The sequence below is a fragment of the Actinomycetospora sp. 2LY8.5 genome (assembly GCF_057180585.1).
Map to the genome: position 1 here is coordinate 98,305 of NZ_JBXUHE010000014.1, position 24,953 is coordinate 123,257.

Below are 24,953 nucleotides of genomic sequence, written 5' to 3' on the forward strand. Positions count from 1 at the left end.
GGGCGGGCGCTCGATCGCACCCGGCGTTGGGCGCTGCATGGACCGTACGGGGCGCTTGGGATGTTTCGCAACGGCGACCTACCCTCGAGTAGGGGACTGCCCTGGCCTTCCGGTCGGCGAAGAACCGGACTTCGATGGGTCACCGGGTCGTGTGGTGCGGGCCACCTTCCGGGTACTGGTAGTGCCGACGCGGACGACGAGCGAGGGAGCACGCATGGGAGACATGACCGGCCAGGTCGCGCTGGTGACGGGAGGTGCCCGGGGCATCGGGCGCGCGATCAGCGAGCGGCTCGCCAAGCGTGGGATGAAGGTCGGCGTCGGCTACTCGTCGGACCCGACCTCGGCGGAGAACCTCCAGTCGCAGTACGGCGACCAGATCACGATGCACCAGGGCAACATCGGCGCCCGCGGCGACTGCGAGCGCGTGTTCGACGAGGTCATCAACGCCCACGGACGCGTCGACGTGCTGGTCAACAACGCCGGCATCACCGCCGACAAGATGCTGACCAAGATGGAGGTCGACGACTGGGACCGCGTGGTCCAGGTCAACCTCTCGGGCACCTTCTACATGGCCCACCTCGCCTACCTGCACATGGCGGAGCGGGGCAGCGGTCGCATCGTCAACATCAGCTCGGTGATCGGCGAGCAGGGCAACGCCGGCCAGGTCAACTACGCCGCGACCAAGTCGGGCCTGTTCGGGATGACGATGTCGATGGCGCAGGAGGGCTCGCGCAAGGGCGTGACCGTCAACTGCGTCGCGCCCGGCTACATCGAGACCGACATGGTCGCCGCGGTCCCGGAGAAGGCCATCGAGAAGATCGTCTCCGGCATCCCGATGAAGCGGCTCGGCCGTCCCGACGAGGTCGCGCGTGTCGTGGAGTTCCTCGCCGACCCCGAGTCGGAATACATCACCGGGCAGGTCTACTCGGTCAACGGCGGCCTGCACATGTGACGGAAGATCCTCCAAGACGACCGCGCCCGCGAGCTCCTCCGTCGCGCCGCGGGCCCGTCGTCGGAGGTTCAGGCCAATCTGGCGGTGAGCTCGGCGCACACGTCGTCGAGCGCCGTCGCCGACGCCCGGCAGACGCCGGGGAAGGACAGGAAGCCGTGCACCGCCCGGGGGTGGTCGGTGTGCCGCACCGGCACACCGGCCTCCTCCAGGCGCTGCGCGTAGTCGACGCCGTCGTCGTGCAGCGGGTCGACGCCCGCGGTGACGATCAGGGCCGGCGGCAGGTCGCCGACGTCGGGGGCGAGCAGCGGCGAGCACAGCGGGTCGGTCGGGTCGGAGTCGTCGCCGAGGTAGTGGTCGCGGAAGACCTCCATGTCCGCCCGCGTGAGCACCGGCCCCTTCCCGAACCGGGCGACCGAGGGGCGCTCGAACGTCAGGTCCAGCGCGGGGTAGAGCAGGACCTGGGAGTCGATCACCGGCCCGGACTCCCGCGCGAGCAGGCAGACCACGGCGGCGAGGTTGCCGCCGGCGCTGTCACCCATGACGGCGAGCCGGTCGGGGCGCGCGCCGAGCGTCGCCGCCTCGCGCGCCGCCCAGCTCACCGCGGCGTACCCGTCCTCGCGACCGGCGGGGTAGGGGTGCTCCGGGGCCAGGCGGTAGTCGAGCGACACCACCAGCGCCCCGACCCGCGCCGCGACGTGCGCGCACAGCCAGTCGGACTGGTCGAGGTTGCCCAGCGTCCCGCCCCCGCCGTGGAAGTTGACGACGACCGGCAGGGCGCGCGCCGTGTGGGGCCGGTACAGCCGCACCGGGCGCGGCCCGACGTCGGTGTGGGCGAGGCGGTCGGTGACGAGCACGCCGCGCGGCATCGGGCCGAAGACCCGGGAGGTGACGACGTTGTGACTGAGGCGCCGCGCTCGCGCGCGGGCGATCTCCTCGTGGCTCATGCGGCTGACCGCCACCGCCCCGGAGACGTCGGCGAACCACGTGAACATGCGCAGCCGGACGTCGATGTCCATGGCGCCCCCTCCCCGCGACACCGATCCACCGGTCCTCCCTGCCCGGCGGAGGACGACAGCGTGCCCCATCGACACGGCCCGGACCTCCGCCCGATGGACTACCGATCGGGGGCTGTCGGTGACCGGCCCGCGCGGCACGGGGACGAGCGGGTGACGCGCGTGTCGTGTCGACGACACGACGTGTCCCTCCGGCGGACGGTCGCTCCGGTCGGGGATTCCGTAGCGTCGAGATGTGCCCGACGAGCCGACCGAGACGCGCGACGAGGCCCGGCGCCTCGAGAACCTGCTCGCCGCGGCCGTCGTGCTCGTCCTGATCCTCGGCGCGGGCGTGGCGGGCGTCGTGGCCGTCAGCCGCCGCGGCCCGGACGCGCTGCCCGCCTACGCCCAGCCCGCGACGGCCCCGGTGTCCGCGGACGCGGCGGCGCGGACCACGTGGGCACGGGAGGCGGCCGACCGGACGGGCGTGCCGGCGCGGGCGCTCGTCGCCTACGGGGGCGCCGAGGCCGCCGCCCGCGACGAGCTCGCCGACTGCGGCCTGTCGTGGGTGACGCTCGCCGGGCTCGGGCGCGTCGAGTCGAACCACGGTCGCTTCGGGAACACCGCCCTCGACGACGCCGGGCGCCCGGGCGAGCCGGTCCGGGGCCCCGAGCTGGACGGCACGAACGGCAACCGCGAGATCCGGGACACCGACGGCGGGCGCCTCGACGGCGACACCACCTACGACCGCGCCGTCGGCCCGCTGCAGTTCATCCCCACCACGTGGGCGCAGTACGGCGCCGACGGCGACGGGGACGGCGTCAGCGACCCCGACGACCTCGACGACGCCGCCCTCGCCGCCGCCCGCTATCTCTGCGCGGACGACCGCGACCTGCGCCGCGGCGACGACTGGCGCGCCGCGGTGCTCGCCTACAACCGCTCGCAGGCCTACGTCGACCGCGTGCGCCGCGAAGCGGTGGGCGCGGCGTCGGCGGTCAGCCCGTAGCCGCAGCCCGGCCACGGGAGCGCACGGTGCGCCCGGAGGACGTCCCGGGGTGAGGGCTCAGCGCCGCGCGAGACGCCGCTCGCCCAGCGAGCCCGTCCGGTACGCGAGCCCGTAGTGCGAGAAGACGCCCGGCTCGTCGGCCGCGAGCAGTTCGCCGTCCGGGTCGATCCCCGGCGCCTCACGCACCAGCTCGCGGGCGAAGGCGACCTTGAGGTGGTCCGGGGTGACGACGGCACCCTCGAGCGGCGCGAACACCAACCGCGCCTTCCCGAACAGCGAGGACAGCTTCACCGTCACGAACACCGCCTCGTCGCCGAGGGTGTCGACGTAGACGGCCTCGAGGGTGCCGATCTTCGACTCCTCGACGTCGACGACGGGGCGGCCGCGCCAGGCGCGGATGTTCTCGGCGGGGATCACCCGGCGAGCCTAGGGGGTCGGACCGCCAGGGCGTTGCGCACCGAACGCCCGGCGAGGATCGGGGCGCTGACGCGCGCGTCGGCCCGCCGCTCGCGCAGGATCGGGAAGGTCACACTCCCCGCAGCGCCGGCTGCTCCGCGGTGTCCGGGTCCGTCCCGCGCCCGGACTCGTCGGTGGCCGGCAGCTCGGCGCGCGCGATGCGCCCGCCACGGGCCAGCGCACGGCCGATCGGGTACGCGCGCGCGGGCGCCGGCAACGTTCCCTGCTCGCCGCCGAGGTGGACGCGGACCTCGGCGGCCTCGGCCGCGGGGTCCTCGGGGATGCCCAGACGGCGCAGGGCCTGGCCGGCGACGGCCCGCGAGCTGTCGTGCAGGCCGGTTCCCGGCGGGAGGGCGGCGAGGATGTCGTCGACCACCAGCGGGTAGTGGGTGCAGCCCAGCACCACCGATCGGCAGCGGGCCGGCGTGCGCGCGGCGGCGAGGGCGATCGCGTCGCGCACCGCCGCGGCGTCGGCGTGCTCGACGGCCGTGGCGAGGCCGGGGCAGGGGACCGACTCGGCCTGGCCGGGCGCGGCGAACTGCTCGAGCAGGTCGGCCTGGTAGTCGCTGACCGTGGTGCGCTCGGTGGCCCAGACCGCGAACGGCAGCCCGGTGGCGCCGGCGGGCTTCACCGCGGGCACCGTCGCCACCACCGGGCGGTCGGGCTCCACGGCCGCGCGCAGCGGCACGACGGCGGTGACCGAGGCGGTGTTGCAGGGCACCACGATCGCGTCGGCGCCCCGGGCGACCGCGAGCCGCCCCGTGTCGACGACCCGGTCGACGATCCAGTCCGACGGCTTCGACCCCCACGGCATGCCCGCGGGATCGAGGTAGAGGTCCAGTGCGAGGTCGGGGCGCAGGTGCCGCAGCCATCCGGCGGTGGGCAGCAGGCCGCACCCGGAGTCGAGGAGCGCCACGCGACGGGACATCGCCTAGGACCGCGCAGCAGTCAGAGGAGCACGCCGACAGGGGAACCGAACCATCACCGATCAGCCTATTACCTCGGCGATCTCACACCATCGCCGCGCTGCCGACGTCCGGGTGCTCGCGGTGGAAGGCCACCATCGCGCCGACGTGCTCGGCGAACGGCGGGCACCGCACGCCCACCTCGTCGAGCAGTGCGGTGCTCGCCGTGACGTCGTAGACGGTCGGGTGGGTCAGGTAGTCCAGCGTCGACGACGGCAGCGCGAAGAGCCTCCCGACGCCGGGCAGGTGGTCGATCGCGAAACGGGACAGCGACGTCGACACCGGCACCACGCGCAGCTTCTTGCCGGTGTGCGCCGCGAACGCCTGGCACATCTCCAGCACCGAGGGCGGCCGCGGGGCGGCGAGCGCGACCGTCCGGCCCTCCGCGGCGGGGTGCGGGGCCAGTGCGGCGATGGCGTCGACGACGAAGTCGCTGGGCACGAGGTTGAACTGCACGCGCTCGGGGTGCCCGGGCAGCGGCATCACCGCGATCCGTCCCTGGCGGGCGATGAGCTGCAGCGCGTAGTACGGCCCGTCGTACTTCGGGGTCTCGCCGGTGCGGCTGTCGCCGACCACCACCGACGGCCGGTAGATCGTCACCGGCAGGCCGGCGTCCCGGGCCTTGGCGACGATGCGCTCGGCCTCGTGCTTCGTGTGCTCGTAGTGGTTGGAGAACGTCTGCCCGAGCGCCAGGTCGTCCTCGGCGAAGATCCCGTCGTAGCGCCCCGAGACGTAGCAGGTGCTGACGTACTGCAGCCGCAGGAGCTCGTCGGCGCCGTGGGCGACGTCGACGACGTGGCGCGTGCCGTCGACGTTCACCGACCAGGCGAGGTCCGCGGGCACCGACAGGTCGTACACGGCGGCGAGGTGGAAGATCTCCAACGGCCCCGCGTGCAGCACCGCGGCCTCGTCGGCGTCGAGACCCAGACCCGGCTGCGTGATGTCGCCGACGACGAGGCGCGTGCGTCCCGCGATCGCCGGCTCGGCGGCCTCGAGCCGCGTCAGCGTCGCGCGCGCCCGGTCGAGCCAGCGCTCCTGCACGAGGGCCACGGCGGAGACGTCGGGCGAGCGCCTCAGCGTGCGCGGCAGCAGCGCGGTGCCGAGGAAACCGGGGAAGCCGGTGAACAGCACGGTCGTCGGCATGCGGTCTCCTCGGTGCGCGGGCCCGCCAGCGGGATGCCCGTCGGGTGCGGGGAGGAGACCATGAACGGCGACGGTCGTGCCCGACGACCCGTCCCGGGTAGCCCTGTGAGGACCGTCATGGGCCTGGTCGTGTCGGCACGGAAAGGTGTGCTGAACGCCCGACCAGGGCAGAACTTCGCGGAAGGTCCAGCGGGCGAGGAGGACATGCTCAGATGAGCGCGCAGCGCATCGTGGTGGTCGGCGCCGGGTTCGCCGGTCTCAAGGCCGTCCAGCGCCTCGAACGCGAGCTCAAGGGCGAGCTGGCACGCGGCGAGGTGGAGGTCGTGGTGGTCAACCCCCACGACTACATGCTCTACCTCCCCCTGCTGCCCCAGGTGGCCGCCGGGGTGATCACCGCACAGTCGGTCACCGTGCCGCTGCCGCGGGCCATCCGGCGCGCGCAGCGCATGCCGGGCCAGGTGGTGGGACTCGACCTGGACCGCAAGGTGGCGGTCGTCCGCAAGATCGATGAGGCGGTCGTCGACCTGCCCTACGACAAGCTCGTCATCGCGGCCGGCAGTGTCACCCGGCAGTTCGACATCCCCGGACTCGAGGAGCACGGCCTGGGCATGAAGAACCTCGGCGAGGCCGCGTACCTGCGCGACCACGTGCTCTCCCAGCTCGAGCTGGCCAACGCCTCCACCGACCCCGAGGAGCGCGCGGCGCGCTGCAGCTTCGTCGTGGTCGGCGGCGGCTACGCCGGCACGGAGACGGCGGCGTCGCTCGAGCTGCTCACCGACGCGGCGATGAAGCGCTTCCCGCGTCTCGACCCGACGCTCGTCAAGTGGACGCTGGTCGACATCGCGCCGCGCCTCATGCCCGAGCTCGGGCAGCGCCTCGGCGAGGAGGCCCTCGACCTGCTGCGCCGCCGGGGGATCGGCATCCGGCTGCAGACGGGCGTCGAGGAGGTCACCGCCGACAGCGTCACCCTCACCGACGGCAGCGTCATCCCGACCAAGACGCTGGTGTGGACCGCGGGCGTCACCGCGAGCCCGCTGGTCAAGACCCTCGGCGTCGAGCTGGTCCGCGGTCGGGTGAAGACCACGACCGACCTGCGGCTCGAGGGGTACGACGACGTGTTCGTGCTCGGCGACGCCGCGGCGGTCCCGGACCTCACCGCGAGCCCACCCGGATCGGCGCTCTGCCCGCCCACCGCGCAGCACGCGACCCGGCAGGCGGTCATCGCGGCCGACAACGTCGTCGCCTCGCTGCGCGGCCAACCGCTGCGCGAGTACAAGCACCACGACCTCGGCCTCGTGGTCGACCTCGGCGGCACCCAGGCCGTCGCGCACCCGCTGAAGCTGCGCCTGACCGGCATGGTCGCCCAACTGGTGACCCGCGGCTACCACCTCTACGCGCTGCCGCAGGCCCGGACGCGCGCCCGGGTCGTCTTCAACTGGATCCTCCACCTGTTCGGCGGCGACGACTTCATCCGCATCGGCTTCCTCCACGGCCGCAAGAGCGAGACCTCCTCGTTCGAGGAGACGCGCGACTACCTCTCCGAGGAGGAGATGAAGAAGCGGGCCTCGGCGGCATCCTGAGGACGTGAGCGACCCCGAGGACGGGAGCGGTCACGTCGAGGACGTGATCGCCCGGGACGGCACGCGCCTGCGGCGCTGGGACAACGACGCCGCGGGCGTGCCGGTCGTCATCTCCAACGGCCTGGGCGCGAGCCCGACGGCGTGGCCGTTCCTGCACGGCCACGACTGCGGCTACCACGCGACCAGCTGGCACCACCGCGGTCTGGGCGGGTCGGACCGGCCGGCGGACGAGACGCACATCGGCATCGGTGACCACGCCGAGGACCTGCTCGCGGTGATGGACGCCGCCGGCATGGACCGGGCGGTCGTGGTCGGCTGGTCGGTGGGCGTCGCGGTGGCGATCGAGGCGGCCCGGCGGGCCCCGGAGCGGGTGGCGGGGCTGCTCGCGCTCGGCGGCGGCGCGACCGGCCTGTTCCGCGTGCTGCCCGCGTTCCCGGGGGCGGCCATCTCGGGAGTCGGGGTCCCCGAGGGGGTGCACCGGCGGGCGGCGCGGCTCGGGGGGTGGCTGCTGCGGGTGGTCGGTCCGCCGATCTCCGGGGTGATCGACCTGCTGCCGCGCGGCATGGACGCCTCGCGGGACGCGCTGGACCGGGCCGGCGTCGATCCGGCCGCGCTGGACCCGACCGGCGCGACCGCCCCGATGATCACCCTGGCCGAGGTGGCCCGGCAGTTCGCCCGGCACGACTGGACCTGGTTCTCGCGCATGGTGCTGGCCGCCGCCGACCACCCCGCCGACGATCAGGCCCCGGACGACGCGGTCCTGCGCACGCTGACGATGCCCGCGACGGTCGTCTCCGGCGACTACGACACCCTCGCCCCGCCCGCGGACATGGCGGCCCTGGCGACCGTGCTGCCCGACGCGCGGCTCGTCCGTCTGCCGGGCTCGCACTTCCTGCCCCTGCAGTTCCCCGACGCCCTGGCCGGGGAGCTCGCGGCGCTGGCCCGGCGCGCCGGGCTTCAGGCCTGACGCACGATCCGCTCGGCGAGCAGACGCAGCGCGAGGTCGTAGCCCGTGATCCCGGCCCCGGCGATCACGGCCGTGGCCACCGGTGACACGTACGAGTGCGACCGGAACGACTCACGGGCGTGCACGTTCGACAGGTGCACCTCGACCACCGGGACGGGCAGTGCGGCCAGCGCGTCCCGCAGGGCCACGGACGTGTGGGTGTAACCGCCCGGATTGATGATCACCCCGCCGTGACCGGTCATCGCCTCGTGGACGGTGTCGATGAGCACGCCCTCGTGGTTGCTCTGGCGCGCGTCGACCTCGAGCCCCAGGTCGGCGCCGGTGCGGCGGGCACGCTCCTCCAGGTCGGCGAGGGTGTCGGGGCCGTAGATCTCGGGCTCGCGGCGGCCGAGGAGATCCAGGTTGGGACCGTTGACGAGCAGTACGCGGCGGGGGTTCACACGCCACTCCATCGGGGGTTCATAACCACGCTCTTGTCATTCGGGGGTCAAGCGGACGGGTGGGACGGCCGATGAGGGGAGCAGCGCCCAGCACGGGCGGTCTCCCCACTCGGACTGGAGTCTGTATGAGGACGGTTCTGATCTGCGACGACCGGCGCAGTGTCCGCGAGGGACTGACGCGCGTCATGTCCGCGGTGCCCGGTGTCCAGCGCATCGACTGCGTGTCCACCGCGGACGAGCTGCTCACCCGGTACGCCCGCCAGAGCGCGGACGTCGTGTTCGTCGGCACCCAGCGCGCCGTCGCCTCGGGCGCCGAGGCCACGCGCCGTCTCATGGCCGCGCACCCGCAGGCCAACGTCATGGTCTTCGGCGCCCCGGACGACGGCGGCAGCATCGCCGCGGCGATCGCGGGCGGCGCCCGTGGCTACCTGCGCTGGGACGCCTCGCGCCCCGAGCTGGTCGCCGCACTCGCCCACTCGGCCGTCGGTGCCGAGGCCGGCTCGATGCCGATGCAGCGCAGCGCGTCGCCGGGCGCGGGTGTCAACCTCACCGAGCGCGAGATGCAGGTCCTGCGCGGGATGAGCCAGGGCAAGAGCAACGGCCAGATCGGCCGCGAGCTCTACCTGTCCGAGGACACCGTGAAGACCCACGCGCGCCGGCTGTTCCGCAAGCTGTCGGCGGCCGACCGCGCCCAGGCGGTGGCCCAGGGCTTCCGCTGCGGCCTGGTCTCCTGAGCGGACACCGCCCGCTCCTCGTCCCGCCGAGTCGGAGGCGGCGGGACCCCGCGAGCGGAGAATCGGATTACTGGCTGGTATCGCTCGCTCGGCGAGCGATACCAGCCAGTAACCCGGTGAGTCAGGGACCGACGACGGTGCGGATGCTGTCGTCACGCAGTTCGGTGCGGGTACGCCGGTGCGCGCCGAAGCGATGGCGGATGCCGTCGGGACCGGACAGCCAGCCCTGGTAGGCGTCGAGCGTGTAGTCGCGGCGCTGGCCGGATTCGTCGCGCACGGTGATCCGGTAGGCGGTGTCGCGATCGAAGGTGAACCGGGGCGCGGGAGTGCGGGTCGGGGCGGCCATCGTCCTCGACTGTACGGGCACGGAACATCGACCCGGTCCCCTCCGACGGCGTCGTACCTGAGAAGGTGATCGACATCTCGGCGGCGGAGGACCGCGAGCTCGCCGGGCGGTGGTGCGCGCGCGGTGCGACCGTGCAGTTCGTGCCCACCCACGTCGGTGGGGCCGTGCCCGGCGTCGCCGCCGCGGTCGGAGTTCGTCGAGAGCCGGTTCGCCGGCCGGGAGGCGGTGTCGACCCGTGACCGACCAGGACTCCGTGCGCGCGGCCTGGGCCGCCGGACGCGCCGCCCGCAACGGCTGGCTGACGGTGCCCGACCCGCACCTCGTCGAGGTCGTCGCGGCCCACGCGGCCGGTCAGGGGCTGCTCGACGCCCTCACCCTCGACCTGCAGCACGGACTGTTCGACCGCGCCCGCAGCGCCGACGCCGTCCGCGCGATCGCGGCGCACGGGCTCGCCCCGCTCGTGCGGCTGCCCGCCGTGGACGAGTCGGTCATCGGGTTCGTCCTCGACCTGGGGGTCCGCGGCGTGATCGCGCCGATGGTCTCCGACGCGGCGACCGCCGGCGAGCTCGTCGCCGCCTGCCGCTATCCGCCGGCGGGGCGCCGCTCGTTCGGCCCCGTCCGCACGGCCCTGCGCCCCGGCGACGACCCGATCGCCGCCGCGGACGGCGTGCTCGCCTTCGCGATGATCGAGACGGCGGACGCGCTCGACCGGGTGGCGGACATCGCGGCGGTGCCCGGGCTCGACGGCCTGTTCGTCGGCCCCGGCGACCTCGGCGTGGCCCTCGGGATCGGGCCGGCCCAGAACCGCGAGGAACCCGCGATCCACGACGCGTTCGCCCGCGTCCTCGCGGCCTGTGCGGCCTCGGGCACCCGGGCGGCGGTGCACGCGACGCTCCCCGGGTACGCCGCGGCGCGGGCGGCCGACGGGTTCGCGCTGGTCACGGTGTGGTCCGACGTGCCGGCGATCCTCGGGACGCTGGACGGGGTGCGGGCGGCCTTCGGCTGAGCGGGCACGGAGCGGGGTCCAAGCTCGACCGTCGACTCGGTGCGGACCGAACCCGTCCGCCTCTCGGGGCAGACTGAGCGCGTGCTCGAGACCTCCGCCCGCCTGCTGCGGCTGTTGTCGCTCCTGCAGTCCCGCCCGGAGTGGACGGGCCCGGAGCTCGCCGAGCGGTTGGGCGTCACCACCCGCACCGTGCGCCGGGACGTCGACAAGCTGCGCGGGCTCGACTACCCGGTCGAGGTCGACCTCGGTCCCGGCGGCGGCTACCGGCTCGGTGCCGGGGCCGCTCTCCCGCCGCTGCTGCTCGACGACGACGAGGCCGTGGCGGTCGCGGTGACCCTGCGGACGGCGGCCGGATCCGGGGTGGCGGGCACGGGGGAGACGGCGCTGGCGGCCCTGGTCAAGCTCGAGCGCATCCTGCCCGCGCGCCTGCGTCACCGGATCGCGGCGATGCCCGTGGCGATCGTGGCGCCCCGGGTCGCGCCGTCGGTCGACCCCGCGGTGCTCGCCGCGGTGGGCGGCGCCTGCCGCGACCGGCGGGTCCTCGAGATCGACTACACCGACCGCGACGGCACGCCGACCCGCCGGCGCCTCGAGCCGATCCACCTCGTGGCGTGGGGGCGGCGCTGGTACCTCGTGGCGTGGGACCGCGACCGCGAGGACTGGCGCACCCTGCGCGTCGACCGGATGACCCCGCGCCTCGCGCCCGACGGCCTGCCCACCGGGCCCCGTTTCACCCCGCGGGAGATCCCCGGCGGGGACCCGGCGGCGTTCGTCGCCGACCGCGTCGCCGACATCCGGCCGTTCCGCTGCGTCGTGCGTGTGCAGGCCCCGGCCGCGCAGGTCCGCGCGACGATCTGGACCGACCAGGTCCGGGTCGAGGAGCTGGGCCCGGACGCGTGCCGGGTGACGCTGTCGAGCGACGACGCGCGGTCGGCGGCACTGATCCTGACCGGCCTGGATGCCGACTTCACGGTCGAGTCGCCGGACGCACTGGCCGAGGAGTTCCGTCGTGTCGCGACCCGGTTCACGCAGGCGGTGGGCGGGCCTGCTCAGCCCACCGCGCCACCGATCAGCCAGCCGATCCCGTAGGTCACGGCCAGTCCCGACGCGCCGCCGACGACCACGCGCAGCACGGCCCGGCGCGCCGTGGCGCCGCCGAGGCGGGCGCTGATCCACCCGGCGAACCCGAGCGCCGCGAGCACCACCGCCACGGTGACCGGGACCCGCCAGGAGGTCGGCGTGACCAGGATCGCGATCAGCGGGAGCAGCGCCCCGGTGACGAACGAGACGGCGGAGGCCGCCGCCGCGCGCCAGGGGCTGGTGAGCTCCTCGGGGTCGAGGTTCAGCTCCACGTCGACGTGCGCGGCCAGTGCGTCGTGGGCGGTGAGCTCGACGGCCACCTGGCGGGCGGTCTCGCGGCTCAGGCCCTTCTCCTCGTAGAGCTCGGTCAGCTCCTCGAGCTCCTCGCGGGGCGCCTCGCGGAGCTCGCGCTTCTCCTTGGCGAGTTGGGCCCGCTCCGAGTCGCGCTGGCTGGACACCGACACGTACTCGCCGAGGGCCATCGACACCGCGCCGGCGACCAGCCCCGCGATCCCGGCCGTGGCGATCGGACCGCGCTCGATCGTCGCGCCGGCCACGCCGACGACGATGCCGGCGGTCGAGACGATGCCGTCGTTGGCGCCGAGCACGCCCGCGCGCAGCCAGTTGAGGCGCTGGGACAGCTCGCCGCCGTGCGGCTCGGGGTGGACGGCGTTGCTGATCTCCCCCGAGATGTCTCCGGCCATACCCCAGGGTCCCACGGAGACTGGAATGGTTCCAGAAAGATGAGGCTGTCCTCAGTCGTTGCCGACGATTCACACCGCTCCCTCGTCGCGAGGCGCACGATGGAGGTGCCGGCCGGGCGCACCGGGGTCGTCCCGACCGGCGTGAGGAGGCGCCGTGGACACCGACGATCCGCACACCGGGGACGGTCACCTGCCCGAGAAGCGGGGACGTGCCGGGCTCCGGGTCGGCGACGCCGACCGCACCGCTGCCCTCGACGCGCTGGGTGAGCACCTCGCCGCCGGGCGTCTCGACGTCGACGAGTTCGGCGACCGGTCGGCCCGTGCCGCCGTCGCGGTGCACCGCGCGGACCTCGAGGTGCTCTTCACCGACCTTCCGGCGCCGCACCCGACGTTGCCCGAGGCGCCGGCTCCTCGTCGGGAGGGTCGCGAGGTACGCCCGGCGGTACCCGTGGAGCGCCGCGGGCGCCCGCCGGCGCACGCACCGGTGGCCGGCCTCGCGATCGTGATCCTGCTGATGATGCTGCCGGTGATGGTGGTCGGGGCGGCGACGACCGGGTCGCCCGCCGGGCTGCTCGTCCTGCCCCTGCTGTTCGTGATCCTCGGGCACGCCGGCCGCGCGCGACGGGGGCACGGGCGTGGTCCGGGCGATCACTGGGGCCCGCCCGGACGCTGGTGAGAATCGATCGGTCGGGGGGCTGGCGCGATCATCGTTGATGAGGTTAGGCTTGCCTCATCGCTGCGCGGGTGTTGTGGTGGCGCCCAGCGGCAGCGGCGAGAGGCGGGCCCGGGCTCGAGGGATGAGCCCGGGCCCGCCGATCTCTCTTGCTTACCACCTTTCGGTCGCCCGCGCCGGGCGACTGCCCGGGAGCTGCGGTGACGTGCCCGGGCTCCGGATCTCCCGACCCCCGCCTCCTCGGGTGCGGGTGTGAGCGGCGTCCGATTTGCCGGGATGAGGTGAGGCTTGCTTCACTCGGAGGCGATGCCGGACCACGACGACGCTCCCGTCCCACCGGTCGAGGTCGGACCGCCGCCGCTCCCGGTGCTCGCGCCCCCGTGGTCGCTGCGGGTCGCCGGGCCCGACGACGTCGCCACCGTCCAGGCCTGGATGTGCCGCCCGCACGTCGCGCGGCGATGGAACCAGGCCTGGAACCGCGAGCGCTGGGACGCCGAGATCGCCGGGCAGCTCGCCGGCGCGCACAGCCGTCCGTGCCTCGTGGCGCGCGAGGGCGTCGACGTCGCCTACGTCGAGATCTACCGGGCCGTCCGCGACCCGTTGAGCGACCACTACGACGCCGGTCGCCACGACCTCGGGCTGCACGTGGCGATCGGGGAGGAGGCGCGCACCGGCAACGGGCTCGGCACCACGCTGCTGACCCTGCTCGCCGAGGGGCTGTTCGACGCCGACCCGCGGTGCGAGCGCGTCGTGCTCGAGCCCGAGCACGGCAACGCCCCGATGCACCGTGCGCTCGCCAAGGCGGGCTTCTCACCGGTCGGCGCCGTCGACCTGCCGCACAAGACCGCGCTGCTGCACGTCCGGGACCGCGCCGCGGGGTGACCTCGTCGGTTCGAGATGCCGCCGGCGTCCGGTCCGGGGAAGCTGGGGTCCCGTGGGGGTCACCGAAAGGGTCGTACTGCTCGACGAGGCGGGGGTCGCCGCGGGCACCGCGGCGAAGGCCGACGTGCACCACGACGCCACGCCGCTGCACCTCGCCTTCTCCTGCTACGTTTTCGACGGGCGCGGCGACCTGGTGATCACACGCCGGGCCCGTGGCAAGGCCACGTTCCCGGGGGTCTGGACCAACAGCTTCTGCGGCCACCCGGGCCCGGGCGAGCCGATGGACGCCGCGCTGCGCCGCCGCGCCCGCCAGGAGCTCGGGATCGAGCTCGACGGCCTGCGCCTGGTGCTGCCCGCGTTCCGCTACCGCGCCGAGCAGGGCGGAGTGATCGAGAACGAGATGTGCCCGGTGTTCGTCGCCCGCACCGCGGCCGTGCCCCGCGACCCGGACCCGGGCGAGGTCGACGAGGTCTGCACCGTCGCCTGGGCGCCCTTCCGCGACGACGTCCTCGCCGGGACGTGGCCGGGCATCTCGCCCTGGTGCGCCGACCAGGTCCGCGCCCTCGCCCCGCTCGGCGACGACCCCGTGGGCTGGGCCGCCGGCGACCCGCGCGCCCTCCCACCGGCGGCCATCCTGGAATCGTTCGCTCGCGACCGATGACTGCGCGGCCGCGCGGGAGTTCCACCGGGTGAGAGCAGGACCATCCGAGGAGGGACCATGGCCAGCACTGACTCGAAGGACCAGGGCGAGATCCGCGAGGTGATCGAGCGGTGGGCGCGCGCGGTGCACACGGGCGACCTCGAGGCGGTGCTCGCCGATCACTCCCGCGACATCGTCATGTTCGACGTCCCGCCGCCCCACGACGGCGTGCGCGGGATCGAGTCCTACGAGCAGACCTGGCCGCCGTTCTTCGCGTTCCAGGCCGCCGGCGCCTGCTTCGACATCCTCGAGCTCGACGTCACCGCGGGCGCCGACGTCGCCTTCGCGCACGCCCTGATGGTGTGCGACCGGCCCGAGGAGCGCGCCGCGCACCCCGAGCGGCGCCTGCGCCTGACTCTCGGCCTGCGCAAGGAGGACGGGCGCTGGGTCGTGGCGCACGAGCACCACTCGTTCGCCGACGAGAGCCCGATCGCCGAGCAGGACGAGCAGGCGGTCCGCGAGGTGCACCGCGGCTGGGTGGAGGACACCGCCGTGGGCGACCTCGAGGGGCTCGTCGCCACGATCGCCGACGACGCCGTCTCCTACGAGATGACCGGCCAGATGGCCTACGTCGGGATCGACGAGGTGCGCGAGGTGTGCCGCGAGGGGCTCGAGGCCTCGCCCGGCCCCGTGGGCTGGGAGATCCCGGACCTGCGCGTGAGCGTCGGCGGCGACCTCGCCGTCACGTGGGGGATCGACCACCTCACCCCCGCCGGCGGGGAGACGGTCCGGTCGCGCGGCACCCGCGTCTTCCGCCGGACCCCCGACGGCTGGCGCATGGTGCACCAGCACCTGTCGTTCCCGGCGGAGGGCTGACGACGCGTGGCGCCGTGAGGACGTCCACCTGGGACCCGCGACGGGCGGGGACGAGGCGCGCCGGACGCGGGTGGCGCGCCCGCCGGTCAGGGTGCCGGCGCCCCCGGGTAGGTCCCGAACTGCCAGGAGTTGCCCTCGGGGTCGCGCACGGCGACGTCGTGGGAGCCGTAGTCGGTGTCGTAGGGCCCGCGGAGGACCTCGCCGGCGGCGGCATCGCGGACCCGGGCGGCGATGGCGTCGATCTCCGCGGCGTCGGGCACGACGACGTAGGCCGCGAAGGTCCCGGACGACGTGGCGCGGTCGTCGGTGCCCGGGCGCTTCTGGCCCATCATGAGCCCGCCGCCGGTCGGCCACGCGAGCTCGGCGTGCTGCACGACGCCGTCGTCGTCCGCGTAGGCGACGACCTCGACGAAGCCGAGGGTCCCGGTCAGCCAGGCCATGAGCCCGCGGGCGTCGGTGGCGGCGAGGGTGGGCCAGACGGTGGGCGGCGGGGTCTTGCCGTCGGTGCTCTCCATGGCGCTCACGGTGTCTCCTCGGGCAGCACCGGGTCTTGGATGTTCCCGATCTCCTCGGCGATCCAGCGGGTGGGCGAGCACCCCGCGAGGGCGCCGAACTCCCGCGTGAGGTGCGCCTGGTCGGCGTAGCCGCCGTCGGCGGCGATGTCGGCGAGCCCGAGCGGCTCGCCCGCGGACGCGCGCGCCGCCAGCCGGCGCCGGGCCCGGTCGAACCGCGCCATGCGCCCGGCGACCTTCGGCGCCACCCCGATCTCGGCGCGGAAGCGCTGGCCGAGGTGACGCTCGCTCCACCCGACCTCGTCGGCCAGCACGCTGACCGGCACCGTCCCGCCGGAGCGCACGACCCGTCGCCACGCCTCCCGCACCTCGGGGGCGACCGGGCGTGACGCGGCTCCCGCGGCTCCCGCGGCCCCGTCGAGGGCTCGGCGCAGGACGTCGTCGACGGCGGCGAACCGGCCGGCCCACCCGTCGGCCTCCTCGACCCGCTCGTGCAGCTCCTTCGCGACCGCGCCGAGGACCGCGTCGCCGTCGACGGTGACGCCGGCGAGCTCCGAGGCCGGCCTGCCGAGCAGGGCGCGCGCCGCGAGCGGGTCGAGCACGATGTGCAGCCCCGACTGCCGGCCGTCGTGGACGATCGTCTCGGGCGTGGTGTGCAGGCCGCCGATCGCGACGTCGCGCCGCACGAGCGAGCCGTCGGGCGCCAGCATCGTCAGCGGTTCGCCGTAGGTGACGATGAACGTCAGGTACGGCGACGGCAGCCCGCGGTGGGTGCCCGGCGCGCCGCCGCGCAGGTCGTAGCCGTGGTAGGCGACGCGGCCGGCGAGCGGGCGCGTCGGACGCGCGGACCGCCCGTCGACCGACTCACCCATCGCTCCAGTCTGGCGCCGCCCCCGCGACGTGGCGACCTGTTCGGGCTCGCGGGAGGATCCGCGGCGCCAGCTCGGACGTGATCCCCAACGTGATCCCAGTGGATGGAGAGACCTGCCGTGATCCTCATCAACGTCAAGTGGACGGTGAAGCCGGAGTACGCCGAGCAGTTCCCGTCGCTCGTCAAGGAGTTCACCGACGCGGTGCGCAAGGAGCCCGGGAACATCTTCTTCGAGTGGTCGCGGCACCTCGAGGAGGACAACACCTACGTCCTCGTCGAGGCGTTCCAGGACGACGCCGGCGAGGCGCACGTCCAGTCGGACCACTTCCAGAAGTTCGTCGAGCAGGCGCCGGACTGGGTCTCCCAGAAGCCGAAGATCATCAACGTCCAGAACGTCCCGCAGGACGGCTGGGGCGAGATGGGCGAGGTCGCGCCGCGCTAGCCCGGACGGAGTCCGTGACGCCACGCGCCCCTCGTCGAGCGCGTGGCGTCACGGACACTGGATGTCAGCGACGTGCCGCCGCTGACATCGCGGGCTCCTCGACGCGCACGGCCGAACGGAGCATGCGCCAGGCGCCGAGGGCCGTGATGGCGAGGACCACCGCGCCGAGCGCCGAGGCGACCTGCATGCCCGCGGTGAAGGCGTCGCGGGCGGTGGCGACGGCCGTGGCGTCGGCGGTGTGGGCGAGCGCGCCGCCGAGGGTCTCCTGCCCCGTGCGGGCGGTGAAGACGGCGGCGGCGATGCTGCCCAGCACCGCGGTGCCCAGCGCGCCGCCGAGCTCGTAGCCGGTCTCGGAGATCGCCGAGGCGGCTCCGGCGCGGTCCGCGGGCGCAGCGGCGAGGATGAGGTCGTTGGTCAGCGCCTCGGCGAGCGCGACGCCGCCGCCGAGGAGCACGAAGCCCGCGACCACGGCGCCCAGCCCGCCGAACAGGCCGACGAGGGCGAGCCCCACCCCGGCGGACCCGAGCCCGACGCCCACGAGCGCCGGCGCGGCGAACCGGCGCACCAGGCGCGTGGCCACCAGCGCGCCCGTCACCCCGGCGATCGAGCCGGGCAACATCCACAGCGCCGCGGTCAGCGGACCGAGACCCAGCACCAGCTGCAGATACTGCGGCAGCAGCACCAGGAGCCCGACCAGCGCGAACACGCCGAGCAGGTTGGTCACCACCGACACCGAGAACGGGCGCCGCGCGAACAGCTCGAGGTCGATCAGGGGGTGCGCGAGGCGCCGCTGGCGGCGCACGAAGACCACCCCGGCCGCGAGCCCGACGACCGCCGCGACGCCGGCACCGGCCGTCGCGCCCTCGGTGGCGAGCGTCTTCACCGCGGCCACCAGCGGGAACATCGCGGCGAGCGAGAGCGCCGCCGACGGCAGGTCGAACGGGCCGGGGTGCGGGTCGCGGCTCTCGGGCAGCACGCGCGGACCGAGCGCGAGCAGCAGCACGATCACCGGGACGTTGATCAGGAAGACCGAGCCCCACCAGAAGTGCTCGAGCAGGAAGCCGCCGACGACGGGCCCCGCGGCCGCGCCCCCGGAGAACGCGGCGGACCAGACGGCCACCGCGGTCGCGCGGCGCCGCGGCTCGGGGAACGCGGTCTTGATCAGCGAGAACGTCGAGGGCATGAGCGTCGCGCCGCCGAGGCCGAGCAGGGCGCGGGCCGCGACGAGGGCGCCCGCGCTCGGCGCGAACGCCGCGGCGACCGACGCCACGCCGAACGCCGCGGCGCCCCACAGCAGCAGGCGGCGGCGCCCGATCCGGTCGCCGAGCGTGCCCATGGTGACCAGCAGGCCGGCGAGCACGAACGAGTAGGCGTCGACGATCCAGAGCTGCTCGGCCGCGCCGGGGTCGAGGTCCTCGGTGAGGGCGGGCAGCGCCGCCCCGAGCACCGTCATGTCGACGCTGATCAGCAGCACCGGCAGCGTCAGGACGGCCAGGGCGATCCAGGGGTTCTCGACCGGCGGGCTCGACCGGCGGGGCATCGTCGCCTCCACGACTCACAGGGTGACTGCACCGTCCGGACGGTGCAGTTTCGGACGACACGAAACTACACCGGCTGGACGGTATAGCGTCAACATCGTGCCTCGCCCGTCACAGCGCGACCGCATCCTCGACGCGTACACCGACCTCGTCGTGACCTCCGGCCCCGACACCGTCACCCTCGACGCCGTCGCCGCGGCCGCCGGCGTGTCCAAGGGCGGGCTGCTCTACCACTTCGGGTCGCGGGAGGCCCTGCTCGACGGGCTCCTCGACCGGGCGCGGGAGCTCAACGACGCCGACCTCGCCGCGGCGCGGGCCGCGCCGGAGGGCGTGGCGCGCTACTACCTGCGCACCTCGGTCGACGACCCGGCGGCGGGCACCGCGGTGTTCCGCGCCACGGTCGCCCTGATCAAGCTCGCGACCACCGAGCCGCGCGCCGCCGAGGTGACCCGCCGGTGTCTCGCGGGCTGGCGGGCGGCGCTGACCGAGGAGCTCGGCGACCCGTTCACCGCCGATCTCGTCGCGACGGTCGGCGACGGCATGTACCTGCGGGCCATCGTGGGCGACGCCAGCCCCGGCCTCGCCGCCGCGGTCGAGGAGGTCATCCGGCGAGCGGAGTCCTGAGCGGTCGTGGCCGACGACACGTGGCCGACGACACGGTGTGGGCGGGGTGTTTCGACGGCACCGTGGAGGGGTGGAGCCGCACGAGGAGCCCGGCCGGCCGCTCGAGGAGACCGCCGGGAACCCCGCCGACCGCCTGCCCGACCCCTACGACGAGCGTTTCGACGGCATCGTCGCGCACCTGACGCACCAGGACCCGCGCTTCGTGCGCCGCGTCGGCGCCCCGTCGCCGGTGGGGCTCGGCGTCGGCGATCTCATGATCGTCGTCGGTCTCGTGTCCACGGTGCTGTTCGGCGTGGTCCCGCTCGCGATCGGGCTCCACGCCGGGGTCACGTCGCTGCTCGTCGTGGGCGCGCTGGGCTGCGTCCTGCTGCCCGCCGGGGCCCCGCTGGCCGTGCGCGCGATCCTGCGGCGCACGCGCCCCCTGATGCCCTGATCAGACGGCCACCGCGTCCACTCGGCGCCGCAGAGTCGGCAGGTCGCGGACGACGATGTCGCGCCCGTCCTTCTGCAGCACGCCCTCGGCGACGAGGCGGGAGAGCTCGCGGCTCGTCGTCACCCGCGTCAGGCCGACCATGAGCGCGAGCTCGTCGACCGGCGGGCGCACGCTCAGCCGGGCCTCGGTCGTCGGAGCGCCCAGCGCACCCTCGCCGTAGGCCTCCACCAGGTGGCCGAGCAGCAGCGCCACCCGCTCGCGGGCGGGCAGGCCGTCGAGGTAGACGTGCAGGTGGAGCACCCGCTGCTTGTGGGCGACGCGCCGCACGACCTCGACGAGCAGTTCGGGGTCCTCGCGCGCCGCCTCGATCACGGCGTCGCGCCCGATCGACAGGACCTCGCACGACACCACTGCGGTCGCGGTCACCGGGTGCCCGGCGCCGTCGAAGCACGGGCCCTCGCCGAGGCTTGCGCCCGGCTCCGCCCACGAGATCACCCGGACCGTGCCGTCCGGGCGCAGCATGTGGACCCGGACCCGCCCGCGGACGAGGACGTGGAACGTCGTCGCGGTGTCGCCCTGGCGGTAGAGGTGCTCGCCGGCCCCCAGTCTCCGCGCGACGCCGAGGGCCTCCAGGCGCCGGCTCACCGTCCCGGCCTCGGCCAGCAGGAAGGGCGACACCGTGGGCGTGGGACGGACGGGCCGGGCCACGAGCGCCCCCTCTCGGACCGCCGCGGTGAGGCGGTCCGGGCAGGGTAAGCCGGACCGGCGCCCGTCGAAAGGGATCGGAGCGGGCGCCGGCCCGTCGGGAGCGCGAACGGGTCAGGCCAGGGCGGCCTCCGGGGCGGAGTCGGCGATGGAGTCGGCGCCCGTGTCGCGCAGCGCCAGGGTGCAGAGCAGGCTGACCACCGACAGGCCGGCGAGCAGCAGGCCGATCGCGAAGCTCGTGGCGAACGTCGCCACGAGGGCGGTCGCGATGAGCGGGACGACGCCGCCGCCGAGAACGCCCGCGAGGTTGTAGGCCATGCCGGCGCCGGTGTAGCGGTAGCGGGTCGGGAACAGCTCGGGCAGCTGCGCGCCCTGCGGCCCGTAGGCGAAGCCGACGACCCCGAGCACGACCGAGAGCCCGAGGCCGAACGACCAGCCGGTCCCGATGTCGAGGATCGGGAAGGCGATCAGACCGCCGACGACGGCCAGCGAGTTGCCGATGATGATCATTCGCCGGCGGCCGACCCGGTCGGAGAGGATCGCGCCGGCGATCGTGGTCGCGGCGAACACGAGGCCGCCGATGATGCCCATCGCGAGCACGGTGGTGCGCGGCAGCTCGAGCTGCTGGGTGCCGTACGTCGTCAGGTACGTGACGCCGATGTAGAAGAACGCGAACACGGCCATCGTCGAACCGGCGCCGAGCAGGACCTCCTTGGTCTGGCTGCGCAGCACGGCGACCACCGGCATCGACGTGTCGACGGGGTTGGCCTTGCGGTGCGACGAGAAGGACGCCGTCTCGGTGATCGCCAGGCGCACGTAGAGCCCGACGGCGACGAGCACGACGCTCGCGATGAACGGCACCCGCCAGCCCCAGGCCATGAACGCCTCGTTGCTCATGGTCAGAGCGGTGACGAGGAACGTCGCGCTGGCCAGCGCGAACGCCAGCGACGGGCCGAGCTGCGGGTAGAGCGCGTACCTGCCGCGCGCCTTGGCCGGCGAGTTCTCGGCGGTCAGGAGTGTGGCACCCGCCCACTCCCCGCCGACCGCGAGGCCCTGCAGGATGCGCAGCAGGACCAGCAGGATCGGGGCGAGGATCCCGATCGCGCCGGTGGTGGGCAGCAGGCCGATCGCCAGCGTCGACAGGCCCATGAGCAGCAGCGTCGTCACCAGCGTCCGCTTGCGACCGAGGCGGTCGCCGAAGTGGCCGAACAGCACTGACCCGAACGGCCGCGCGACGAACGCGACGCCGAAGGTCGCGAGGGCGAGCGCGGTGCCCGCCGCGGCCCCCAGCGAGGGGAAGAAGACCCTGTTGAACACGAGCGCGGCAGCGGTGCCGTAGATGAAGAAGTCGTAGAACTCGATGACCGTGCCGGTCATGCTCGCGATCGCGATGCGGCGCATCGGCGGTGGCGAACTCGTCGTCGACGCGTCGCTACTCACAGAACCTCCTGAACATTCGTACGGGCACACGGAGTGTCCGGTTCAGGACGGGTTGCGGTCTGTATCACACACTACAGACGCTCGTTCGTCCGTGTGCTGGTTGTAGATGTTCCACTGCGTCACCACCCGGCGGAGGGGGTATGACACCGCGATGACGATCCTGGTGGCGGTCACCGACGACCCCCAGGGCGCCGCGGCGCTGGAGGTCGCCCTGGCGGAGGGGGAGCGCCGGGCGACGGGCGTCGTCGCGCTCAACCTGCGGGCGGGACCACTCGAGGTACCCGCCGGCGCGACCGTCGTCGACCGCGTCCTCGGCGTCGAGGACGGCGACGCCGTGCTGGAGCGCCTGGAGGCCGACGCCGACGTCGATCTGCTCGTCGTCGGCGTCCGCCGCCGCACCCCGGTGGGCAAGGCCCTGCTCGGCGACGTCGCGCAGCGCCTGCTGCTGGAGGCGGACGTGCCCGTGCTCGCCGTGAAGGCGGTGGACGTCTAGCGGCGCGCTCCCGCGTGGTGGATCTCGCCGACCAGCGCGGCGAGCACGTCGTCCATCGCCACGACGCGGTCCGGCTCGACCACCCCGTCGGGACCCTCGCCCACCAGCAGGAGGTGCGCCCCGGTGCGCCGCATCTCGGTGAGCGCGTCGGCCAGCGACGTGTCGGCGGTCAGGGTGACCAGCGGACGGACGAGGCGCTCGGGCACCGGGCGGTCGCGCGGCGGCGCCGGCGGCCCCAGCAGGTCCTTGACGTGCACGTAGCCGTGCCAGCCCTGCTCGTCGCGCAGCGGCAGCCGCGAGAACCCGCGCGCATGGGCGAGAGCCGCGAGCTCGGCGACCGTGGCGTCCGGCCGCGCGGTGACGACGTCGTCGACGGCCACCGTCGCGAGCGTGGTCTCCGAGAACCCCAGCGCGCCGTGCACCAGCTCCGCCTCGTCCCGGTCGAGCAGGCCGTGGGCGCGCGACTGCTCGACGAGGTCGGCGACCTCGTCGCGGCTGAACGCGCTGGCCATCTCGTCGCGGGGCTCGACGCGCATCGCCCGCAGCGTGATGTTCGCAAGGCCGTTGAGCACCCACAGGAACGGGCGCAGCACGGTCACGATCACCACGAGCGGCGGGGTCAGCACGAGCGCCGCGCGGTCGGGCACGGCGAGCGCGATGTTCTTCGGCACCATCTCGCCGACCGTGACGTGCAGGAACACCACGATGAACAGCGCGATCGCGAACGCCACCGGGTGCACCGCCGCCTCGGGCAGGCCGAGCGCGGCGAACGCGGGCTCGATGGCCGCGGCCACCGCGGGCTCCCCCAGCGCACCGAGGCCCAGCGAGCAGATCGTGATGCCCAGCTGCGCGCCGGCCATCATCAGCGAGACGTTCTCCATCGCGCGCACGGTGATCCGCGCGGCCCGGGACGTCGCCGCCCGCGGCTCCAGCGAGGCACGGCGAGCGGAGATCAGGGCGAACTCGGCGCCCACGAAGAACGCGTTGACCGCCAACAGCACGACGGCGGTGGCGATCCCGGCTCCGACGCTCATGTGGTCACCGCTTCGAGGTCCAGCCGGACCGCGGTGACGCGCCAGCGCTCGGTGGCCTCGACCGTGAGGCGCACCGGGCGCTCCTCGACCTCGCCCAGGTCGTCGCCGGCGCGGCTCGCGGTGACGGTGACGGTGTCGCCCTCGGCGGGCACACTGCCGAGGTGTTCGGCGAGCAGGCCGGCGAGGGTGTCGTACTCGGGCGACTCGGGCAGCGTCCAACCGAGCAGCGCCGAGGCCTCGTCGGGGCGCAACCGGCCGTCGCAGCGCCAGGAGCCCTCGCCGAGACGCTCCCCGGGCGGCGTGCCCGGGTCGTGCTCGTCGCGGACCTCTCCGACGATCTCCTCCACGAGGTCCTCGAGCGTGACCAGGCCCGCGAGGTCGCCGTACTCGTCGACGACGAGCGCGAGCTGCGCGTCGCGGGCGCGCAGCAGCGTCAGCAGGCGGTCGAGGTCGACGGTCTCGGGGACGACCTCCACCGGACGGGCGAGGGTGCTCACCGGGGTGCTCGCGCGGTCGTCGGCGACCCCGAGGGCGTCGCGGACCTGGACCACGCCGGGTTCGGCGGTGTCGGACGGGTCGTCGCCGAGCACGGGGAAGCGCGAGTGCCCGGTGGCGGCGGCCCGCTCGAGCAGCGTCGTCACGGTATCGGTGGGCGCCAGGGTCTCCATCGCGCCGCGCGGGGTCATGACGTCGGCGGCGTGGCGCTCGGTGAAGGCGAGCGTGCGCTGGACGAGCGTCGCGGTGTCGCCCGCCAGCGTGCCCTGGTCGGCCGAGCGTCGGACCAGCGAGAACAGCTCCTCCGCCGAGCGCGCCGAGGCGAGCTCCTCGGTGGGCTCCACGCCGACGGCGCGCACGAGCACGTTGGAGGTGTTGTTGAGCAGCGCCACCAGCGGGCGGGTCACCGTGGTGAACCCGCGCATGAGGCCCTGCACGGCGCGTGAGGTACGCAGCGGCTGGGAGATCGCGAGGTTCTTGGGGACGAGCTCGCCGAAGATCATCGTCAGCGCGGTCGAGAGCACCAGGGCCACCGTCAGCGACACCGCCGACGCGGCGCCCCGGGACAGTCCGAGGTCCGTGAGCGGCGGGGTGATCAGGCGCGCGATCGCGGGCTCGGCGAGGAAGCCGATCGCGAGGTTGGTGACGGTGATGCCGAGCTGGGCGGCGGAGAGCTGGGTGGACAGCGAGCGCAGGGCGGAGAGGACGCCCCGCGAGCGGCGGTCGTGCTCGGCCTCGCGCTCGACCGTCGCCCGGTCGACGCCGACGAACGCGAACTCGGCCGCGACGAACACGCCGCAGGCGAGCACGAGCAGCGCCGCCGCGAGGAGCAGGAGGATCTCGGTCACGGGCGTCCGCCCGCGACGGTCGGTCGACGTCGGCGCCGGCGACGGCGTCTCATGGGCTCCTCATCGGGGTGGTCGA

General features: G+C 74.4%; 30 protein-coding genes. 16 read left to right on the forward strand and 14 right to left on the reverse strand.

Annotated elements, in window-relative coordinates:
• Nucleotides 1-214: 214 nt before the first annotated feature.
• Nucleotides 215-952, forward strand: a complete 738-nt coding sequence (locus tag AC2A1K_RS17380; protein WP_483897553.1) for a beta-ketoacyl-ACP reductase — start codon at nt 215-217, stop codon at nt 950-952.
• 68 nt (nt 953-1,020) lie between these two features.
• On the opposite strand, the gene AC2A1K_RS17385 is transcribed toward AC2A1K_RS17380, so the two are convergent.
• On the reverse strand, nt 1,021-1,968 hold the full coding sequence (locus AC2A1K_RS17385) for an alpha/beta hydrolase (RefSeq protein ID WP_483897554.1): 948 nt from the start codon (nt 1,966-1,968) through the stop codon (nt 1,021-1,023).
• Between the two features lie 232 nt (nt 1,969-2,200).
• Between AC2A1K_RS17385 and AC2A1K_RS17390 the strand changes: the two genes are divergently transcribed.
• A complete protein-coding gene (locus tag AC2A1K_RS17390; protein WP_483897555.1) occupies nt 2,201-2,950 on the forward strand; it encodes a lytic murein transglycosylase in 750 nt (249 codons plus the stop codon).
• Between the two features lie 57 nt (nt 2,951-3,007).
• Here the strand turns inward: AC2A1K_RS17390 and AC2A1K_RS17395 are convergent, their stop codons facing one another.
• From AC2A1K_RS17395 to AC2A1K_RS17405, 3 genes are all read right to left on the reverse strand, one after another.
• Entirely contained in the window at nt 3,008-3,367 is a 360-nt protein-coding gene (locus AC2A1K_RS17395; RefSeq protein ID WP_483897556.1) for a PRC-barrel domain-containing protein, read from the reverse strand.
• Nucleotides 3,368-3,476: 109 nt separating this feature from the next.
• Nucleotides 3,477-4,334 carry a glutamate racemase gene (locus AC2A1K_RS17400; RefSeq protein ID WP_483897557.1) on the reverse strand — a complete coding sequence of 286 codons (858 nt, stop codon included), beginning with the start codon at nt 4,332-4,334 and terminating at the stop codon, nt 3,477-3,479.
• An 82-nt stretch (nt 4,335-4,416) separates the two neighbouring features.
• Nucleotides 4,417-5,514: an SDR family oxidoreductase gene (locus tag AC2A1K_RS17405; protein WP_483897558.1), complete on the reverse strand. Its 1,098-nt coding sequence runs from the start codon at nt 5,512-5,514 to the stop codon at nt 4,417-4,419.
• 212 nt (nt 5,515-5,726) lie between these two features.
• On the opposite strand from AC2A1K_RS17405, the gene AC2A1K_RS17410 reads away from it, so the two are divergent.
• Entirely contained in the window at nt 5,727-7,094 is a 1,368-nt protein-coding gene (locus AC2A1K_RS17410) for an NAD(P)/FAD-dependent oxidoreductase (RefSeq protein WP_483897559.1), read from the forward strand.
• Between the two features lie 4 nt (nt 7,095-7,098).
• Complete coding sequence (locus AC2A1K_RS17415; protein WP_483897560.1) at nt 7,099-8,061, forward strand: alpha/beta fold hydrolase; 963 nt, start codon at nt 7,099-7,101, stop codon at nt 8,059-8,061.
• On the opposite strand, the gene aroQ is transcribed toward AC2A1K_RS17415, so the two are convergent.
• Nucleotides 8,052-8,513 (reverse strand): type II 3-dehydroquinate dehydratase, encoded by a 462-nt coding sequence (gene aroQ / locus AC2A1K_RS17420; RefSeq protein ID WP_483897561.1) that lies wholly within the window; start codon nt 8,511-8,513, stop codon nt 8,052-8,054. The two genes, AC2A1K_RS17415 and aroQ, sit on opposite strands and share 10 nt — an antisense overlap.
• 113 nt (nt 8,514-8,626) lie before the next feature.
• Between aroQ and AC2A1K_RS17425 the strand changes: the two genes are divergently transcribed.
• Nucleotides 8,627-9,235, forward strand: a complete 609-nt coding sequence (locus AC2A1K_RS17425) for a response regulator transcription factor (RefSeq protein WP_133825664.1) — start codon at nt 8,627-8,629, stop codon at nt 9,233-9,235.
• A gap of 121 nt (nt 9,236-9,356) precedes the next feature.
• Here the strand turns inward: AC2A1K_RS17425 and AC2A1K_RS17430 are convergent, their stop codons facing one another.
• Entirely contained in the window at nt 9,357-9,581 is a 225-nt protein-coding gene (locus tag AC2A1K_RS17430; protein ID WP_483897562.1) for a hypothetical protein, read from the reverse strand.
• A gap of 65 nt (nt 9,582-9,646) precedes the next feature.
• Between AC2A1K_RS17430 and AC2A1K_RS17435 the strand changes: the two genes are divergently transcribed.
• The 3 genes from AC2A1K_RS17435 (at nt 9,647) to AC2A1K_RS17445 (ending at nt 11,676) form a co-directional block, all read left to right on the forward strand.
• The gene (locus AC2A1K_RS17435) at nt 9,647-9,820 is read left to right on the forward strand and encodes a hypothetical protein (protein ID WP_483897563.1); all 174 of its coding nucleotides are present in this window, start codon (nt 9,647-9,649) and stop codon (nt 9,818-9,820) included.
• Nucleotides 9,817-10,587, forward strand: a complete 771-nt coding sequence (locus AC2A1K_RS17440; RefSeq protein WP_483897564.1) for an HpcH/HpaI aldolase family protein — start codon at nt 9,817-9,819, stop codon at nt 10,585-10,587. Before AC2A1K_RS17435 ends, AC2A1K_RS17440 begins: the two co-directional genes overlap by 4 nt.
• Before the next feature lie 81 nt (nt 10,588-10,668).
• Nucleotides 10,669-11,676, forward strand: coding sequence for a helix-turn-helix transcriptional regulator (locus AC2A1K_RS17445; RefSeq protein ID WP_483897565.1), 1,008 nt, complete (start codon nt 10,669-10,671; stop codon nt 11,674-11,676).
• Here AC2A1K_RS17445 and AC2A1K_RS17450 read toward each other — a convergent pair.
• Nucleotides 11,637-12,371 carry a VIT1/CCC1 transporter family protein gene (locus AC2A1K_RS17450; protein WP_483897566.1) on the reverse strand — a complete coding sequence of 245 codons (735 nt, stop codon included), beginning with the start codon at nt 12,369-12,371 and terminating at the stop codon, nt 11,637-11,639. The genes AC2A1K_RS17445 and AC2A1K_RS17450 overlap by 40 nt on opposite strands.
• Nucleotides 12,372-12,525: 154 nt before the next feature.
• Between AC2A1K_RS17450 and AC2A1K_RS17455 the strand changes: the two genes are divergently transcribed.
• From AC2A1K_RS17455 to AC2A1K_RS17470, 4 genes are all read left to right on the forward strand, one after another.
• The gene (locus tag AC2A1K_RS17455) at nt 12,526-13,047 is read left to right on the forward strand and encodes a DUF1707 SHOCT-like domain-containing protein (RefSeq protein WP_483897567.1); all 522 of its coding nucleotides are present in this window, start codon (nt 12,526-12,528) and stop codon (nt 13,045-13,047) included.
• Nucleotides 13,048-13,350: 303 nt separating this feature from the next.
• The gene (locus AC2A1K_RS17460; RefSeq protein ID WP_483897568.1) at nt 13,351-13,926 is read left to right on the forward strand and encodes a GNAT family N-acetyltransferase; all 576 of its coding nucleotides are present in this window, start codon (nt 13,351-13,353) and stop codon (nt 13,924-13,926) included.
• A 52-nt stretch (nt 13,927-13,978) separates the two neighbouring features.
• A complete protein-coding gene (idi, locus tag AC2A1K_RS17465) occupies nt 13,979-14,587 on the forward strand; it encodes an isopentenyl-diphosphate Delta-isomerase (protein ID WP_483897569.1) in 609 nt (202 codons plus the stop codon).
• 57 nt (nt 14,588-14,644) lie between these two features.
• The gene (locus AC2A1K_RS17470) at nt 14,645-15,442 is read left to right on the forward strand and encodes a YybH family protein (protein ID WP_483897570.1); all 798 of its coding nucleotides are present in this window, start codon (nt 14,645-14,647) and stop codon (nt 15,440-15,442) included.
• Between the two features lie 86 nt (nt 15,443-15,528).
• Here AC2A1K_RS17470 and AC2A1K_RS17475 read toward each other — a convergent pair whose 3' ends face one another.
• Together AC2A1K_RS17475 and AC2A1K_RS17480 are read right to left on the reverse strand one after the other, a co-directional pair.
• On the reverse strand, nt 15,529-15,957 hold the full coding sequence (locus AC2A1K_RS17475) for a VOC family protein (protein WP_483897594.1): 429 nt from the start codon (nt 15,955-15,957) through the stop codon (nt 15,529-15,531).
• A 5-nt stretch (nt 15,958-15,962) separates the two neighbouring features.
• Nucleotides 15,963-16,826 (reverse strand): helix-turn-helix domain-containing protein, encoded by an 864-nt coding sequence (locus AC2A1K_RS17480; RefSeq protein ID WP_483897571.1) that lies wholly within the window; start codon nt 16,824-16,826, stop codon nt 15,963-15,965.
• Nucleotides 16,827-16,943: 117 nt separating this feature from the next.
• Between AC2A1K_RS17480 and AC2A1K_RS17485 the strand changes: the two genes are divergently transcribed.
• The gene (locus AC2A1K_RS17485) at nt 16,944-17,267 is read left to right on the forward strand and encodes a putative quinol monooxygenase (RefSeq protein ID WP_483897572.1); all 324 of its coding nucleotides are present in this window, start codon (nt 16,944-16,946) and stop codon (nt 17,265-17,267) included.
• Between the two features lie 64 nt (nt 17,268-17,331).
• Here the strand turns inward: AC2A1K_RS17485 and AC2A1K_RS17490 are convergent, their stop codons facing one another.
• The gene (locus AC2A1K_RS17490) at nt 17,332-18,807 is read right to left on the reverse strand and encodes an MFS transporter (protein WP_483897595.1); all 1,476 of its coding nucleotides are present in this window, start codon (nt 18,805-18,807) and stop codon (nt 17,332-17,334) included.
• A gap of 97 nt (nt 18,808-18,904) precedes the next feature.
• On the opposite strand from AC2A1K_RS17490, the gene AC2A1K_RS17495 reads away from it, so the two are divergent.
• On the forward strand, nt 18,905-19,429 hold the full coding sequence (locus AC2A1K_RS17495; RefSeq protein WP_483897573.1) for a TetR/AcrR family transcriptional regulator: 525 nt from the start codon (nt 18,905-18,907) through the stop codon (nt 19,427-19,429).
• A 70-nt stretch (nt 19,430-19,499) separates the two neighbouring features.
• On the forward strand, nt 19,500-19,862 hold the full coding sequence (locus AC2A1K_RS17500; RefSeq protein ID WP_483897574.1) for a DUF3040 domain-containing protein: 363 nt from the start codon (nt 19,500-19,502) through the stop codon (nt 19,860-19,862).
• On the opposite strand, the gene AC2A1K_RS17505 is transcribed toward AC2A1K_RS17500, so the two are convergent.
• Together AC2A1K_RS17505 and AC2A1K_RS17510 are read right to left on the reverse strand one after the other, a co-directional pair.
• The gene (locus tag AC2A1K_RS17505; RefSeq protein ID WP_483897575.1) at nt 19,863-20,570 is read right to left on the reverse strand and encodes a Crp/Fnr family transcriptional regulator; all 708 of its coding nucleotides are present in this window, start codon (nt 20,568-20,570) and stop codon (nt 19,863-19,865) included.
• A gap of 111 nt (nt 20,571-20,681) precedes the next feature.
• A complete protein-coding gene (locus tag AC2A1K_RS17510) occupies nt 20,682-22,007 on the reverse strand; it encodes an MFS transporter (protein WP_483897576.1) in 1,326 nt (441 codons plus the stop codon).
• A 151-nt stretch (nt 22,008-22,158) separates the two neighbouring features.
• Here AC2A1K_RS17510 and AC2A1K_RS17515 point away from each other — a divergent pair, with 151 nt between their 5' ends.
• Nucleotides 22,159-22,500: a universal stress protein gene (locus AC2A1K_RS17515; RefSeq protein WP_483897577.1), complete on the forward strand. Its 342-nt coding sequence runs from the start codon at nt 22,159-22,161 to the stop codon at nt 22,498-22,500.
• Here AC2A1K_RS17515 and AC2A1K_RS17520 read toward each other — a convergent pair.
• Together AC2A1K_RS17520 and AC2A1K_RS17525 are read right to left on the reverse strand one after the other, a co-directional pair.
• The gene (locus AC2A1K_RS17520) at nt 22,497-23,534 is read right to left on the reverse strand and encodes a hemolysin family protein (RefSeq protein ID WP_483897578.1); all 1,038 of its coding nucleotides are present in this window, start codon (nt 23,532-23,534) and stop codon (nt 22,497-22,499) included. The two genes, AC2A1K_RS17515 and AC2A1K_RS17520, sit on opposite strands and share 4 nt — an antisense overlap.
• Nucleotides 23,531-24,877, reverse strand: a complete 1,347-nt coding sequence (locus AC2A1K_RS17525; RefSeq protein WP_483897579.1) for a hemolysin family protein — start codon at nt 24,875-24,877, stop codon at nt 23,531-23,533. The genes AC2A1K_RS17520 and AC2A1K_RS17525 overlap by 4 nt, the downstream gene beginning before the upstream one ends.
• Nucleotides 24,878-24,953 lie beyond the last annotated feature (76 nt).

Excerpts from the sequence above, each read along its gene's own strand:
- AC2A1K_RS17380 (WP_483897553.1), top strand. The coding sequence starts at position 215 with ATGGGAGACATGACCGGCCAGGTCGCGCTGGTGACGGGAGGTGCCCGG.
- AC2A1K_RS17385 (WP_483897554.1), bottom strand. The coding sequence starts at position 1,968 with ATGGACATCGACGTCCGGCTGCGCATGTTCACGTGGTTCGCCGACGTC.
- AC2A1K_RS17400 (WP_483897557.1), bottom strand. The coding sequence starts at position 4,334 with ATGTCCCGTCGCGTGGCGCTCCTCGACTCCGGGTGCGGCCTGCTGCCC.
- AC2A1K_RS17405 (WP_483897558.1), bottom strand. The coding sequence starts at position 5,514 with ATGCCGACGACCGTGCTGTTCACCGGCTTCCCCGGTTTCCTCGGCACC.
- AC2A1K_RS17410 (WP_483897559.1), top strand. The coding sequence starts at position 5,727 with ATGAGCGCGCAGCGCATCGTGGTGGTCGGCGCCGGGTTCGCCGGTCTC.
- aroQ (WP_483897561.1), bottom strand. The coding sequence starts at position 8,513 with ATGGAGTGGCGTGTGAACCCCCGCCGCGTACTGCTCGTCAACGGTCCC.
- AC2A1K_RS17425 (WP_133825664.1), top strand. The coding sequence starts at position 8,627 with ATGAGGACGGTTCTGATCTGCGACGACCGGCGCAGTGTCCGCGAGGGA.
- AC2A1K_RS17430 (WP_483897562.1), bottom strand. The coding sequence starts at position 9,581 with ATGGCCGCCCCGACCCGCACTCCCGCGCCCCGGTTCACCTTCGATCGC.
- AC2A1K_RS17450 (WP_483897566.1), bottom strand. The coding sequence starts at position 12,371 with ATGGCCGGAGACATCTCGGGGGAGATCAGCAACGCCGTCCACCCCGAG.
- AC2A1K_RS17460 (WP_483897568.1), top strand. The coding sequence starts at position 13,351 with ATGCCGGACCACGACGACGCTCCCGTCCCACCGGTCGAGGTCGGACCG.
- AC2A1K_RS17470 (WP_483897570.1), top strand. The coding sequence starts at position 14,645 with ATGGCCAGCACTGACTCGAAGGACCAGGGCGAGATCCGCGAGGTGATC.
- AC2A1K_RS17475 (WP_483897594.1), bottom strand. The coding sequence starts at position 15,957 with ATGGAGAGCACCGACGGCAAGACCCCGCCGCCCACCGTCTGGCCCACC.
- AC2A1K_RS17480 (WP_483897571.1), bottom strand. The coding sequence starts at position 16,826 with ATGGGTGAGTCGGTCGACGGGCGGTCCGCGCGTCCGACGCGCCCGCTC.
- AC2A1K_RS17490 (WP_483897595.1), bottom strand. The coding sequence starts at position 18,807 with ATGCCCCGCCGGTCGAGCCCGCCGGTCGAGAACCCCTGGATCGCCCTG.
- AC2A1K_RS17515 (WP_483897577.1), top strand. The coding sequence starts at position 22,159 with ATGACGATCCTGGTGGCGGTCACCGACGACCCCCAGGGCGCCGCGGCG.
- AC2A1K_RS17520 (WP_483897578.1), bottom strand. The coding sequence starts at position 23,534 with ATGAGCGTCGGAGCCGGGATCGCCACCGCCGTCGTGCTGTTGGCGGTC.